General features: G+C 40.2%; 13 protein-coding genes. 8 read left to right on the forward strand and 5 right to left on the reverse strand.

Annotation, left to right across the window (positions count from 1 at the left end; translation table 11 throughout):
• Window positions 1-58: 58 nt before the first annotated feature.
• The gene (locus H4J65_RS12145) at window positions 59-1,186 is read right to left on the reverse strand and encodes a PilT/PilU family type 4a pilus ATPase (RefSeq protein WP_182138069.1); all 1,128 of its coding nucleotides are present in this window, start codon (window positions 1,184-1,186) and stop codon (window positions 59-61) included.
• A gap of 35 nt (window positions 1,187-1,221) precedes the next feature.
• Window positions 1,222-2,265, reverse strand: a complete 1,044-nt coding sequence (locus tag H4J65_RS12150; protein WP_182138068.1) for a type IV pilus twitching motility protein PilT — start codon at window positions 2,263-2,265, stop codon at window positions 1,222-1,224.
• Window positions 2,266-2,335: 70 nt separating this feature from the next.
• Here H4J65_RS12150 and H4J65_RS12155 point away from each other — a divergent pair, with 70 nt between their 5' ends.
• The 7 genes from H4J65_RS12155 to tadA all read left to right on the forward strand — a co-directional run bounded on the left by H4J65_RS12155 (window position 2,336) and on the right by tadA (window position 7,906).
• Window positions 2,336-3,010 (forward strand): YggS family pyridoxal phosphate-dependent enzyme, encoded by a 675-nt coding sequence (locus H4J65_RS12155; RefSeq protein WP_182138067.1) that lies wholly within the window; start codon window positions 2,336-2,338, stop codon window positions 3,008-3,010.
• Window positions 3,011-3,150: 140 nt separating this feature from the next.
• Entirely contained in the window at window positions 3,151-3,963 is an 813-nt protein-coding gene (proC, locus tag H4J65_RS12160) for a pyrroline-5-carboxylate reductase (protein WP_182138066.1), read from the forward strand.
• Between the two features lie 171 nt (window positions 3,964-4,134).
• Window positions 4,135-4,683 carry a YggT family protein gene (locus H4J65_RS12165; RefSeq protein WP_182138065.1) on the forward strand — a complete coding sequence of 183 codons (549 nt, stop codon included), beginning with the start codon at window positions 4,135-4,137 and terminating at the stop codon, window positions 4,681-4,683.
• A 67-nt stretch (window positions 4,684-4,750) separates the two neighbouring features.
• On the forward strand, window positions 4,751-5,191 hold the full coding sequence (locus H4J65_RS12170; RefSeq protein ID WP_182198354.1) for a DUF4426 domain-containing protein: 441 nt from the start codon (window positions 4,751-4,753) through the stop codon (window positions 5,189-5,191).
• Between the two features lie 348 nt (window positions 5,192-5,539).
• The gene (locus H4J65_RS12175) at window positions 5,540-6,139 is read left to right on the forward strand and encodes an XTP/dITP diphosphatase (protein WP_182198355.1); all 600 of its coding nucleotides are present in this window, start codon (window positions 5,540-5,542) and stop codon (window positions 6,137-6,139) included.
• Window positions 6,140-7,285, forward strand: a complete 1,146-nt coding sequence (hemW, locus tag H4J65_RS12180; RefSeq protein WP_182198356.1) for a radical SAM family heme chaperone HemW — start codon at window positions 6,140-6,142, stop codon at window positions 7,283-7,285.
• Between the two features lie 3 nt (window positions 7,286-7,288).
• Window positions 7,289-7,906, forward strand: a complete 618-nt coding sequence (gene tadA / locus H4J65_RS12185) for a tRNA adenosine(34) deaminase TadA (protein ID WP_182198357.1) — start codon at window positions 7,289-7,291, stop codon at window positions 7,904-7,906.
• Between the two features lie 109 nt (window positions 7,907-8,015).
• Here tadA and H4J65_RS12190 read toward each other — a convergent pair whose 3' ends face one another.
• The 3 genes from H4J65_RS12190 to mltF form a co-directional block, all read right to left on the reverse strand.
• On the reverse strand, window positions 8,016-8,396 hold the full coding sequence (locus H4J65_RS12190) for a hypothetical protein (RefSeq protein ID WP_182198358.1): 381 nt from the start codon (window positions 8,394-8,396) through the stop codon (window positions 8,016-8,018).
• Between the two features lie 282 nt (window positions 8,397-8,678).
• Window positions 8,679-8,837, reverse strand: a complete 159-nt coding sequence (locus H4J65_RS12195; RefSeq protein WP_182138059.1) for a hypothetical protein — start codon at window positions 8,835-8,837, stop codon at window positions 8,679-8,681.
• Between the two features lie 408 nt (window positions 8,838-9,245).
• Entirely contained in the window at window positions 9,246-10,682 is a 1,437-nt protein-coding gene (gene mltF, locus H4J65_RS12200; RefSeq protein ID WP_182138058.1) for a membrane-bound lytic murein transglycosylase MltF, read from the reverse strand.
• A 196-nt stretch (window positions 10,683-10,878) separates the two neighbouring features.
• Between mltF and purL the strand changes: the two genes are divergently transcribed.
• Window positions 10,879-14,814: a phosphoribosylformylglycinamidine synthase gene (purL, locus tag H4J65_RS12205; protein WP_182198359.1), complete on the forward strand. Its 3,936-nt coding sequence runs from the start codon at window positions 10,879-10,881 to the stop codon at window positions 14,812-14,814.
• The last annotated feature ends 77 nt before the right edge of the window (window positions 14,815-14,891 follow it).

Below are 14,891 nucleotides of genomic sequence, written 5' to 3' on the forward strand. Positions count from 1 at the left end.
AAGCATGCCGATATAGGCATGCTTTTATGTTTAGAACGGGCGACTTATCCGATAATTATCATTGCTCTTTCGGCGCTAAACCATCAATCGTTACACCCGACAATGAACCCGTTCCTCCTTGATCATTGCTACGCAACTTGATCATTAAGCGTAAGTCATTAGGTGAGTCAGCATGATGCAAAGCGTCAGCGTAATTAATAAGTCCTTGTTGATACAAATGAAATAATGCTTGGTCAAATGTTTGCATACCTTGATCGGTAGATTTTTCCATGACTTCTTTAATACTACCGATATCACCTTTTTTAATTAGCTCAGCGATATACGGCGAGTTAAGTAATATTTCAATCGCTGCCACTCGGCTATTACCATCACGCGTTGGAATTAATTGTTGCGCGACAATACCGCGTAAATTTAATGCAAGATCAAACAGTAGTTTGCCATGTTGATCTGCGGGTACTAAATGCATAATACGATCAATAGCTTGGTTTGCATTGTTAGCATGCAAGGTCGCAATACATAAGTGACCCGTTTCTGCAAAGCTCAACGCATGCTCCATGGTTTCTTGGCTACGAATTTCGCCGATAAGTATAACATCAGGGGCTTGGCGCAAAGAACTTTTTAAGGCGGCATCAAAGCTCTCAGTGTCTAAACCCACTTCACGTTGCGTTACCATACATTTACCGTGCTCATGAACAAACTCAACGGGGTCTTCTATCGTCAGGATATGGCCACGAGAGTTTTTGTTACGATAGCCAATTAACGCGGCCATTGACGTTGACTTACCGGTACCCGTACCGCCAACAAATAACAATAAACCGCGCTTTGACATCACCACATCTTTTAGTACTGAGGGTAAACCCAAATCATCCGCTTCGGGTATTTCGGTAACAATACGGCGAACAACCATACCTGCCATATCTCGCTGCCAAAATGCCGACACACGAAATCTGCCAATGCCGTCTATCGAAATCGCAAAGTTACATTCTTTGCTTGCTTCAAACTCAATTTTTTGTTTTTCTGACATAGCGTCATGCACTAAGCCTAAAGCCTCAGTCGCCGACAAAACTTGCTCATCAATAGCGATAAGTTCACCATTAATTTTTGCACTAACGGGCAATTTAGCCGTAACAAACATATCTGATGCTTCGTGCTGCACCATTTTCTGTAATAAATCATGAAAATTCATTTAATTACCTTTCGCTTTATTTCACACCAGCAAGACTAGTAACCATTAAATTGGTTTTTATCGTACGCTGTGTCCATAGCATCTTGCCTAGTTATCATGCCGCGGTTGACCAAGTTTTGTAAACATTGATCCATCGTTTGCATGCCATGAGACATACCCGTTTGGATAGCTGAATACATTTGTGCAATTTTATCTTCACGAATAAGATTACGAATTGCCGGCACACCCATCATAATTTCGTGCGAAGCAACACGGCCGCCACCCACTTTTTTAACCAAGGTTTGCGAGATTACCGCACGCAATGACTCAGAAAGCATTGAACGCACCATAGCTTTTTCTTCGCCCGGAAATACATCAATAATACGGTCAATCGTTTTTGGCGCTGAAGTTGTATGTAAGGTGCCAAAAACTAAATGGCCAGTTTCAGCTGCAGTCATCGCTAAACGTATGGTTTCTAAATCACGCATTTCACCCACCAAAATAACGTCAGGGTCTTCACGTAATGCCGAGCGTAATGCGGCGCTAAAACTTAAGGTATCGCGATGAACTTCGCGTTGATTAATCAAGCAAGACTGGCTTTGATGCACAAATTCGATCGGGTCTTCAATAGTTAAAATATGATCGTGCTTATTTTTATTTATATAATCAACCATCGCGGCCAGCGTTGTTGATTTACCTGAGCCTGTCGGCCCAGTAACCAAGACTAAGCCACGAGGAAGATCGGCTATATCTCGGAAAATATCAGGGCAACCTAAATCATCCAATGAGAGAATTTTGCTCGGGATAGTACGAAATACCGCGGCAGGGCCACGATTTTGATTAAAGGCATTGACCCTGAAACGCGCTAAATTTGGCACTTCAAAAGAAAAATCGACCTCTAAATTTTCTTCATATTCTTTGCGTTGTCTATCATTCATAATATCATAGACCAAAGCGTTAACATCTTTTTCGTCAAATGCTGGTATATTTAACTTTCGCACATCACCATCGACGCGAATAGACGGGGGATTTCCCGCTGATAAATGTAAATCTGAAGCATTATTTTCGACACTAAATGCTAATAATTCGGTAATATCCATACAAACCTCTTAGTCTAATTTATAATTGAACTAACAACTTAATAAGTCATTGAGAACTGAAATAAACAATATGATTGCTATTAAAGATAATATTGCTGCGGTTGAACTGCAAATTGCTTCTGCTTGTCAACTTGCTCACCGCAACCCTGATGAAGTCACTTTGCTGGCGGTAAGTAAAACTAAACCTATTGAAATGCTCGAACAAGCTTACCACGCAGGACAACGAAATTTTGGCGAGAACTATGTACAAGAAGCGGTGGAAAAAATTATCGCTTTGCAAAATAAGCCAGATATAACTTGGCATTTTATTGGTCCAATTCAAACCAATAAAACCAAGTTAATCGCTAGCCATTTTTCGTGGGTACATAGCATAGACAGAATTAAAGTGGCTAAACGTCTTAACGAGCATAGGTCTGGTCAAGATACTCCGCTAAACATTTGTTTACAAGTGAATATTAGTGGCGAATTAAGTAAAGCTGGCGTATTACCCGAAGCGCTTCCTGAACTGCTGGCTGTTATCGAAACTTGTGACAATTTATGCTTGCGTGGTTTGATGGCCATTCCAGAAAAAAATGCGGCTCAGGCAAGTTTTGTTAAGATGCAGAATCTGTTCATCGAACTTAAACAGCAATATCCCACCATGGATACGTTATCAATGGGCATGTCTGCTGACCTACAACTTGCGATTAATGCCGGCTCTACGTTAGTGCGTATTGGCTCAGCAATATTTGGCGCTAGAAGCTAAGTAAATCAGTGCAAAAAAAATAATATAATAATGTTAATATAAAAGGTATCTGCCGCTAACAATAGTGACGGTTTACTACAAAATATTCCGGTATTTGAGCGACGACTAAATATCGAATCAGTAATTCTTGAAGGATAATTATGAAAAAAATAGCTTTTATCGGCGCAGGCAACATGAACGGCGCTATTATTTCTGGCCTTATCAATGGCGGTTTCAACCCTGAAAATATCATGGTGTCGAATCCATCGCCCGAAAAACGCTTAGCATTGCAAGCAACACATGGCATTAAGCAAACACCAGATAATATTGAAGCAACAACATTTGCTGACGTTATCGTGCTTGGCGTTAAGCCTTACCTTATTAGCGATGTTTGCCAACACTTAAGTGAGCATGTGGATATTACCGGTAAATGTTTTATCTCTGTTGCGGCAGGATGCACCATAAAGCAAATAGAGCAGGCGCTAAATAAACCATGTACTGTGATCAGAACTATGCCAAATACGCCTTCACAACTAGGTTTTGGCGTGTCTGGAATATATGCCAACGATCACGCTAATGACGAAGAAAGAGCATTCACCACATCGCTTATGGAATCAGTCGGTATTGTTAAATGGTTAGAATCAGAACAACAGATTGATCATATCATTGCCGTGTCAGGCTCTGCCCCTGCCTACTTCTTCTTATTTATGGAAGCTATGCAAAAACAGGCAATAGCTTATGGATTTAGCGAACAAGATAGTCGAGATCTTGTTCAGCAAACCGCCTTAGGCGCAGCTAAGATGGTGATAGAAAATCAGTTACCGATCAGCAAATTACGTGAAAACGTCACCTCTAAAGGTGGCACAACCCAAGCGGCTCTGAGTTCTTTGATTGAAGGTGGATTAGAGTCACTGGTATCAAATGCCATGAATTGTGCTGTAGATCGTGCTAAAGAAATGGCGAAAAATGGTTAATAGTATTATTATCATGATGTTTGAGATTTTAACTGTATAAAAAATTAGTAACATGCTGATATTTTAGTCTTTTACATCTCCAATAGTCACTTGAGTAACTTGAGTAACTTGAGTAACTTGAGTAACTATTACATGATGATCAAATCCCTTCTCATAATTTTGGAGTTTTAGATGGAAGCAATTAATTACTTGCTTAAATTTGCCTTTGACACTGTACTCATGATTTTAGTATTGCGAGTGTGGTTACAATTAGTGCGCGCTGATTTTTATAATCCTTTTAGTCAATTTATTGTTAAAGTGAGTAACCCATTAGTTATTCCATTGCGCCGTATCATCCCCAGTATTGCTGGTGTTGATTTAGCCACCATTGTTTTAGCTTATGTTTTCGCCACGTTAACTTTTATCATTATTCCATTAATCAATAGTGGCCCTATTGATATCGTTTCTGCTTTGTATTTGGGCTTAATATATCTTATTAAACAAACCGGAATTTTACTGTTTATCATTATGTTGGTTATGGCGTTAATGAGCTGGGTAGTTCAAGGTTACAATCCAACGCAAATGATTTTTCATCAACTGACTACACCGGTTTTAGAACCGATTAGACGCATTATCCCCAGCATTGGTGGACTTGATTTATCTGTGCTGATCGCCTTTTTATTATTGAACGTACTTAATATTCTCTTTAGAGGTTGGATACCGTATTGGGGGATGTTGTAAGCGGTTATCTAATTTGAGATTGTCATATATACTAAACATCAACGACTTAAATAATAAGGTCATCAACATGAAAAGTATCATCAACAAATTTGTATTAATTACTTTATTAGCACTGTCTGTTATTACCACCAGTAGCGCTGAAAACATGAAAAAAATGGATGGTCTTAATGTACATTACATTGCCTTAGGTTCGGCATTTTTAACACCTGAAATTGCTAAAGCATACGGTATTGAACGTAGCCGCTATAAAGGTTTAGTCAATATCTCAGTGCTGGATAATACCCAAACGGGCAATCCGTCAAAAGCGGTATTTATTAACGGTAAAGCTCGAAACGATGTTGGGCAAATTAAATCATTAGAATTTACCGAAGTAAAAGAAGGTGATGCGGTTTATTATCTCGCACAAGTGAGTTATACCAATAAAGAAACCATCTATTTTGATATTAATATCACAGATAAAGGCAAGCAACATAACTTAAAGTTTTCTCAAAAATTTTATGTTGATTAGTTTTATCTTGCCTAGCTTTATGTTGACTAGCTAAGCTACTAATAATACTGCCCCCAAAAAAACGGCAATTAATTTGCCGTTTTTTATTGCCTGCTGTTAACATAAACTAGCGTTTTGGCCCTGATAGCAATCTCATTACATTATCGCCTTCTTGTGCTCAGTTCTGGGTAATTGTGTCTTTGACGCTCCCTCTTTGATGCAGATTAAGGTATTATGCGCGCCATTGTTTTAATTAATTTATCTAGTCGTTTACTTATCACTATCATAGGTTGTTCACGGCTTGTTTAAGCTAGGCCGCTAATCAGACATTAGCTAGGCTTTTAGCTAGAAATATAAAAGGTATTTTCCATGACCACTATCGTATTAGCCACAGGTAACAAAGGTAAAGTTAACGAACTTGCCAGTTTGCTAGCAACGCACAACATTGAAATTAAGCCACAAAGCGAATTCAATGTAAGTGATGTTGCAGAAACCGGCACAACCTTTGTCGAAAACGCGATTATTAAAGCTCGTCACGCAGCGAAAATCACCGGTTTACCTGCTATTGCTGATGATTCAGGTCTAGAAGTTGACGCCTTAAACGGCGCACCTGGTGTTTATTCAGCTCGTTATGCCGGCGAAAATGCCAATGATGATGACAATACCACTAAGCTGCTAAGCGCCCTAGAAAACATTGCTGATGAGCAACGCAGTGCGCGTTTTCATTGTGTGCTGGTTTATATGCGCCATGAAAACGATCCAACGCCGCTTATTTGTCATGGTGTATGGCAAGGTAGCATTTGCAGAGAAAAAATAGGTCAGCAAGGATTTGGCTATGATCCCGTATTTTGGCAAGCTGAACATCAAATGACATCGGCACAATTACCAAGAGAGCTAAAAAACCAACTCAGCCATCGTGGCGAAGCACTACAGAAATTGGTGCCACTGCTTTTAGAAGAACTCGCTTAGATGTTAATTGCACCGCCACTTTCACTTTATATCCACATACCTTGGTGTGTAGAAAAATGTCCCTATTGTGATTTTAATTCGCACGCATTAAAGCATGCTATTCCTGAGCAAGACTATATTTCGCAGCTGTTGCTTGATTTAGACAGTGATATTACCCGTTTCAAGCTCAACAACAGGCCCTTACATTCCATTTTTATTGGCGGCGGAACACCCAGTTTGTTTTCTGCACCCGCTATTGAGCAACTGCTAACACAAGTTCTGCAACGCTTTGAGCATAAAGTTGATATCGAAATCACCTTAGAAGCCAACCCAGGCACGGTTGAAGCAGATAAGTTCATCGGTTTTTTTAATGGCGGTGTTTCAAGATTATCGGTGGGTGTACAAAGTTTTGCTTCAGATAAATTAATTAAACTAGGGCGTATTCATGATAGCGAGCAAGCTAAAGTAGCGGCAAAGTTAGCGCACGAGTGTGGGGTGAAAAGTTTTAATCTTGACTTAATGCACGGCTTACCAGAACAAACGGTAGCCCATGCACTTGATGATTTAAAAACAGCTATTAGCTTAAATCCAAGCCATATTTCTTGGTATCAATTAACCATTGAACCTAATACTGCCTTTCATTCGCGGCCACCGAAATTACCGCAAGATGAAGTACTTTGGAATATCCAAGACCAAGGCATTGCGTTATTAAACCAAGCCGGTTATCAGCAATATGAAATTTCAGCTTACAGTAAGCCTGAATTTCAATGTCAGCATAACCTTAATTACTGGAAGTTTGGCGATTATCTTGGCATTGGTTGTGGCGCACATGGCAAAATTACTGATGTTGAAGAACAAACTATTTATCGTACGGTAAAAGTAAAACATCCAAAAGGTTATTTAGATATCAGTAGAAAAGCACTGGATAAACTGCATACCGTAAGCGATGAAGAATTGCCCTTTGAATACATGATGAATCGTTTACGTTTGTTTTCAGGTTTCTCACTCGATGAATATCAAGCGTATACCGGCTTAAGCATTAACAGTGTTTTACCGATATTATTAAAAGCCCAAGATAAAAACCTAATGGAATTTAATGGCACACATTGGTCAGTCAGCACACTTGGCCACCGCTACCTTAATGATTTATTAGAAATGTTTTTATAGCTTATGATAAAAAATACCTTAGCAGATAAACACAAAGATCCTGTCGTTAGTAAAGTAAATGATGACGGGGTTTCTGACCACAGTGTTTATGATGACAGTTTTTCTGATGACGCTTTTTCTGATGACGATCGTAAGTTTATGCGCCGCGCTATTGAATTAGCCAAAATTGCCGACAGTCATGATGAAATTCCAGTTGGCGCTGTGGTTGTTTCTGCAGGGGAAATTGTTGGCGAAGGTTTTAATCAATCGATTATGAATAATGACCCTTCAGCACATGCAGAAATGATGGCCATTCGTGATGCGGGTAAAAATTTACAAAATTATCGTCTACTAGATTGCACGCTATACGTTACCCTTGAGCCTTGCCCAATGTGTGCTGGTTTATTGGTACACAGTCGTATCAAGCGATTAGTCTTTGCCAGTCACGATTTAAAAACTGGGGCTGCAGGCAGTGCTTTTTCATTAGTAAAGCATGAAAAACATAATCATCAAGTGGCGGTCACAGCCGGTCTTTTAGCCGATGAATGCAGTACTATGCTGTCGACTTTTTTTAAACGTCGACGAGCAGCAAAAAAAGCTGAAAAACAAGCGGCAAAAAAAGCGCTAAGAATCCCAGAATAAACACCATTTGAATAACACCAATTAAAATGGCCAAATGATTATAACGAGGAAACACAATCCCATTTGTAAAAATATGACATTGGGAATATTGTGCTAGAAATCTTGCACACTACAACTGGCTTATAAGCCAAAGTTTTGCTTCTTGCACGTCAGTAAACTCTCGACGGCTTTTGAGTTCAGATAATGCCGCTTGCTCATTTTTTACAATATCAGCATAAATATTCTGGCTATAAATAGTGGCTAGGGCAATATAATTACTTTTATTTAACCATAGTAAATACTGGTTGGATATTTTATGCGCATCAGGCGTACTACCTTCATAGCCAATACAATTAAGCAATATGCCAAAGGCTTGACCATTCAAGCTTTCAACTTTAGCTTCTATTTGCTGACAAGCAGAAAGTGTTGCAATATCATTAAACGTACCTAATAAAGTAATGCTTAACAAATTGCCCTCGAGTACAACTGAAAAAATGCCATGTTCATCCATAAGTAAAAGACCTCATTAAACATTGATTTTCTTAAGTTAGGTTTAGCTTAACTTAGATGGGATTTTTTTACACCTACTTAGACGCTCTTTGTTGCACAGCTGAAATATGCACTTTGATTAATTAATGAAAAAGCCGATTGTATTGGCAATACATAGTTGATTATTTAAAACGATGGCGTGACTTTATGACGACTACAATGGAAGTTGGTGCAATTAATGTGGGAGCGAAATGACTGAAAAAGCGACTGGAACCGCTACAAGCACGATTAAAAGGCTAGCAAATTAATTTAAATCCAGCTCGCTTTCACTATTTAACCACGGGCGGTCGTTACTACACAGATCCAAGGCAAATTGGGTATGACGGCGATTAACTAATCTTGTTTTATTACGATTTAATGTTCTTTTTCTTTGGTTGCTTAATAAACTTTTTTTAATTCTCATATTTACCTCTTTGGCATGAGTATAACTAATAATATATAGACTACTAATACTAGTGTTATACCAAACAGATTAGCAAATGGATCACCTTCAAATTGTCTAAATAATAAATTTCTTCACTGTGCGCAATTGTGAAACTCACTATTGCTCAACACTTGTTTTGCCTTGTTCTACTGACTTACCTCAAGCTACAAGGCTTTGCTAATAACGTACAGCCGTGTTGTGACATAGCTGTAGCTACTTATGTTTAGTCTGGAACAAAAACATCTGAATTTAACTATTTATCCTTGTTGAATTTTTAATCCTTTATTTAATCCCTTGGTTACTGGTTACTGGTTACTGGACTTAGTATTACCCACTTTTGTGACAACTTAGTGACATAACAGATAATATTCTAGTATGCCTTAACCATTATTCTTCAGCCGCATTCACCGTTAACTCACTTTTCGCCGGCTGTTGCTTAGTCTGATTGTCTATCCAAGTTAACGTATCATAGTAACGACGAATATTCTCTACGTAATGAACAGGTTCATCACCACGAGCATAACCATAACGGGTTTTTTTATAAAACTTCTTTTGCTTTAGGAGCGGTAAACGTTCTTTTACGTCGACCCAGCGGTCATGATCTCCACCTTGTTGTCGGGTGATTTTACGCGCATCGTTTAAATGCCCTAAGCCAACATTATAAGACGCTAACGCAAACCAAAGTCGATCCGGCTCTGGCACTCGTGCAGGCATACGTTGAATAAGTTGTTTAATATATTTAGCACCACCACGAATACTTTGCTCTGCATCTAAGCGACTTTTTATACCCATTTGTTTTGCTGTCGGCAAGGTCAACATCATCATGCCACGCACACCGGTATAAGAACGAGCATGAGGCTCCCAATGCGACTCTTGGTAACTTATTGCCGCCAATAAGCGCCAGTCAACTCCTTGACCATATTTTTCAAATAGCGGCTGGTATTTAGGCAGCTTTTTTTCAATTGCTTTGATATACATACGGGTATCGACATAATTGAACTCTTCAATGTGGCCATAATGTTTATCATTCAAGGCTAACAAAACACCGTTATGATGCACTTGACCAAAAAACTCAATTAAACTAGCAAAAATGGAATCATCGCTATTTTTATTGATCATCCAAGCTAAAGACTCTGCTTCATTGATAGTAAATCCTATACTGATCTCTGGATAATATCGGCGACTAATGGCCAAAGCATTACTGTCTGCGATGGTATAGTCAATTTCATCCATTAGTACACGTAACAAAAGTTCTTCGCTATCTAACTCGTTAGTGGTCGACCATGACAATTCAGGGTTAGATAATTTTAATTGCCCTAAACTTTCCACGTGACTAGATTGCTCTAGCACTTCTAACGTGCCGGTTAAATCAGCCAATGTACGTGGGCGAATATTACCTTGCTTGAAAACCAACTTTTGGCTGACTTCATCATAACTTGGCGAAAAGTGATAATTTTTCAGACGTTCATCTGTTACCGCTAGCCCCGCAGCGAGTAAATCGACGCTGCCATTATCGAGTTGCTGAAATAACTCTTTTAAGTTGTAACTCGGCATCATTTTTAATTCGACACCTAAATATTCAGCATATTCTTGCGCAAGTTCGTATTCAAAACCTGCCGGCCCTTCGGCATCAAGATAGTAACTAGTGTTACCATAAAGTGTGCCTACGGTTACATAGCCGCGATCAATAATACGCTGCAAATTTGCCGAGGTTTTTTGTGTTTCACAAGCAGACAAAATAAAGATACAGGGCAGTAACAATAAGGTTAACAGCTTATGTACATTCACTTTATGAGCAAATAATTTTATTTGTTTTTTTATCATAGTAGCCATTGTCACGTGAATTGAGTTATTTAAAAAGCTATTTTTTTACTGCTTAACCAGTTTTACCCTCATAAAATTAGTTTGAAATGAGACAAATCATTTCTCTAATCGCCCTGTTTCATCTATAATACGCGCGTTTTTTATGCTTAATTTCCTTAATTAATATAACCCGGTGAAATAGTCTATGTCGATGTTGATGAAAACCTTTCGCGGTGCGCCAGCACTTTCTGATTTTAGAGTAAACAAGCTATTAAATCAGTGTACTGAGCTGCAACTGCCCATCACGGATATCTATGCTGAATTTAGCCACTTTGCTCATATTTCAGCAGCACTAAACGTTGAAGAGTCTCAGGTTTTACAGCAACTGCTTAAGTACGGTCCGACCATTGAAGAACATGAGCCTGTCGGGCAATTTATCTTAGTAACCCCACGACCTGGCACTATTTCTCCTTGGTCATCAAAATCTACCGACATTGCCAACAACTGTGGTTTAACTAAGGTTATTCGCCTTGAACGTGGTTTAGCTTATTATGTCAGTACCGAAAATTCAGTGCCATTGACGACAGAGCAACAATCGACATTGAATAATTTAATTCATGATCGCATGATGGAAGCCATTTTCACTGATCTCAATGACGCTACCGCACTTTTTGCTAGTGCAGAGCCAGGTGAACTTACCAGCATTGATATTGAACACGGCGGTAAAAACGCTTTAGTTCGAGCCAATAGTGAACTCGGCCTTGCCTTAGCCGATGACGAAGTTAATTATTTATTCGAAAACTTTACTAAACTTGGCCGTAATCCCCACGATATAGAACTGTACATGTTTGCCCAAGCGAATTCAGAACATTGTCGTCATAAAATATTTAACGCCGATTGGACTATTGACGGTGTAAAACAGCCGAAATCATTGTTTAAGATGATCCGCAACACGCATGAACTCAATCCTGATTTTGTCTTAAGTGCCTACAAAGATAACGCTGCGGTTATGGTCGGCAATAAAGGTGGTCGTTTCTTTCCAAATCCAGACACTAATATTTATGGTTATCACCATGAAGACATTCAAATATTAATGAAGGTTGAAACGCATAACCACCCTACCGCTATTTCTCCTTATCCAGGTGCAGCAACTGGCTCAGGTGGTGAAATTCGTGACGAAGGCGCAACCGGTATCGGCTCAAAACCCAAAGCAGGTTTAGTCGGATTTTCAGTTTCAAACTTACGTATACCTGGTTTTGAACAACCTTGGGAAACCGACTTTGGCAAACCTAATCGTATCGTTTCAGCCTTAGATATCATGACTGAAGGCCCATTAGGTGGCGCCGCATTTAACAACGAATTTGGTCGTCCAGCTATTTTAGGCTACTTTCGTACCTATGAAGAACAAGTTAATTCATTCAATGGCAGTGAAGTGCGTGGTTACCACAAACCTATCATGCTGGCCGGTGGCTTAGGCAATATTCGTGATGAACACGTACAAAAACGTGAAATTGTTGTCGGTGCTAACTTAATTGCCCTTGGCGGCCCTGCAATGAACATTGGTTTAGGTGGCGGTGCCGCTTCTTCAATGGCATCAGGTCAATCCGCTGAAAGTTTAGATTTTGCTTCTGTTCAACGTGAAAATCCTGAGATGGAACGTCGTTGCCAAGAAGTTATTGATAAGTGTTGGCAGCTAGGAGAGGAAAATCCTATTGCTTTTATTCATGATGTGGGTGCAGGTGGTTTATCTAATGCTTTCCCTGAGTTAGTCGCTGATGGCGGTCGTGGTGGTGTTTTTGAACTGCGTAACGTCCCTAATGATGAACGCAGCATGGCGCCACATGAAATCTGGTGTAACGAGTCTCAAGAACGTTATGTTATTGCCGTATCAGACAAAAATTTAGCGACTTTTGAACAAATATGCCATCGTGAACGTGCACCGTTTTCTGTCGTTGGTCGTGCGACCGAAGAGCTACATTTAACCGTGACTGATGCCCACTTTGCCGGTAATGATAAACTCGATACACCGATTGATTTACCGCTTGAAGTGTTATTAGGCAAAACCCCTAAAATATTCAAGGACGTGGAAACAGCAAAAGCCGCTGGCGATAACTTCTCTGTTGCTGACATCACTTTAGCTGATGCGGCAGAACGTATTTTATCACTCCCCACGGTTGCAGAAAAAACTTTCCTCATTACCATAGGCGATCGCTCAGTAACTGGCATGGTTAATCGCGACCAAATGGTTGGCCCATGGCAAGTACCTGTGGCTGATTGTGGTGTTACCGCTTCAGCACTTGACTCTTACCACGGCGAAGCTATGTCATTAGGTGAGCGTACCCCAGTAGCGTTATTAAACTTTGGCGCTTCAGCGCGTTTAGCGGTTGCTGAGTCGTTAACTAATATTGCCGGTACTGATATTGGCGATTTAAATCGCATTAAGCTTTCAGCTAACTGGATGTCACCAGCAGGCCATCCGGGTGAAGATGCGGGTTTATATGAAGCAGTTAAAGCCATTGGTGAAGAGCTTTGTCCAGCGCTTGGCTTGACTATCCCCGTGGGTAAAGACTCGATGTCGATGAAAACCCAATGGGATGAAAACGGTGAGCAAAAATCTGTTACCTCGCCAATGTCATTAATTATTACCGCTTTTGGTGTTGTTGAAGATATTCGTAAAACGGTAACGCCGGAATTACGTATAGATTTAGGCGAGACGCAACTTATTGCCATTGACTTATCAAAAGGTAAACAGCGTTTAGGGGGTTCATGTTTAGCTCAGGTTTATAAACAGTTAGGCAATGAAACGCCTGATGTTGATAGTCCTGAAACCTTAAAAGCTTTCTTCAATGCCATGCAAACCTTAGTGCGTGATGAGAAACTGATCGCTTACCATGATATTTCTGATGGCGGCTTATTCACCACTGTGGTTGAAATGGCTTTTGCTGGCCATACCGGTGTTGATATCGACTTATCTCAGTTAACATCCATATCAGGCAACGACGTTGATGTATTATTTAATGAAGAGCTTGGCGCAGTCATTCAAATTCTCGCCAGTGATGCTAATGCTATTCAGGCTGTTTTTGCTGAGTACGGTATTGCTGATTGTTGTACTGATATTGGTCGTATCAATAACGAAGATACACTCCGCTTTAGCCGTGATGGCGAAGTGGTGTTAGAAAACTCTCGTACTTATTACCGTACTACGTGGGCACAAACCACCTATAAAATGCAGTCACTGCGTGATAATCCAGAATGTGCACAACAAGAGCACTTTGTTAAATTTGATACCGAAGACCCAGGCCTAAGTGCTGACTTAAGCTTTGATATCAATGAAGATATTGTTGCACATTTAATTGCACAAGATGCACAACAGGGTACCAATCCGCGTATTGCCATTTTACGTGAGCAAGGCGTTAACTCTCATGTAGAAATGGCAGCGGCCTTTGATCGTGCAGGTTTTATTGCTATTGATGTGCATATGTCAGACATTTTATCTGGCCGTACTGATTTAGCTGACTTTAATGGTTTAGTGGCTTGTGGTGGTTTCTCTTACGGTGATGTATTAGGCGCTGGTGAAGGTTGGGCAAAATCAATCTTGTTCAACAAAGATGCCAAAGCCATGTTCAAAACATTCTTTGAACGTGAAAATACTTTCTCATTAGGTGTGTGTAACGGCTGTCAAATGTTGTCAAACCTGAAAGAAATTATTCCGGGTGCAGCCGCATGGCCTCGCTTTGTACAAAACCAGTCGGAGCGCTTTGAAGCGCGCTTTAGTTTAGTTGAAATACAACCAACGCCATCTATCTTCTTTGATGGTATGGCTGGCTCTCGTATGCCTATCGCCGTATCACACGGTGAAGGTCGAGCAGAGTTTAGTTCTGATGACGCGATTGATAGCGCAAATACATCTGGCACAGTGGCTATGCGTTATGTCGATAACTATGGTCAGATCACTGAAACTTATCCGGCAAACCCTAACGGTTCGCCAGACGGTATTACGGCATTAACCACCACTGATGGTCGCGTAACGATTATGATGCCGCACCCTGAACGCGTTTTTCGCACCGTAGCTAACTCATGGCACCCTGACGAATGGCAAGAAGATTCGCCTTGGGTACGTATGTTCCGTAACGCGCGTAGGTTCATTGCTTAGGTCGAGGTTTATTGCTTAGGTCGAGGTTCATTGCTTAAGTCGTCAATCTCAGTATAAAAAATATCAGCATTAAAAAA

Origin of the sequence: Colwellia sp. MB02u-9 (assembly GCF_014077085.1) — a bacterium.
Classification (GTDB): Bacteria; Pseudomonadota; Gammaproteobacteria; order Enterobacterales; family Alteromonadaceae; genus Cognaticolwellia.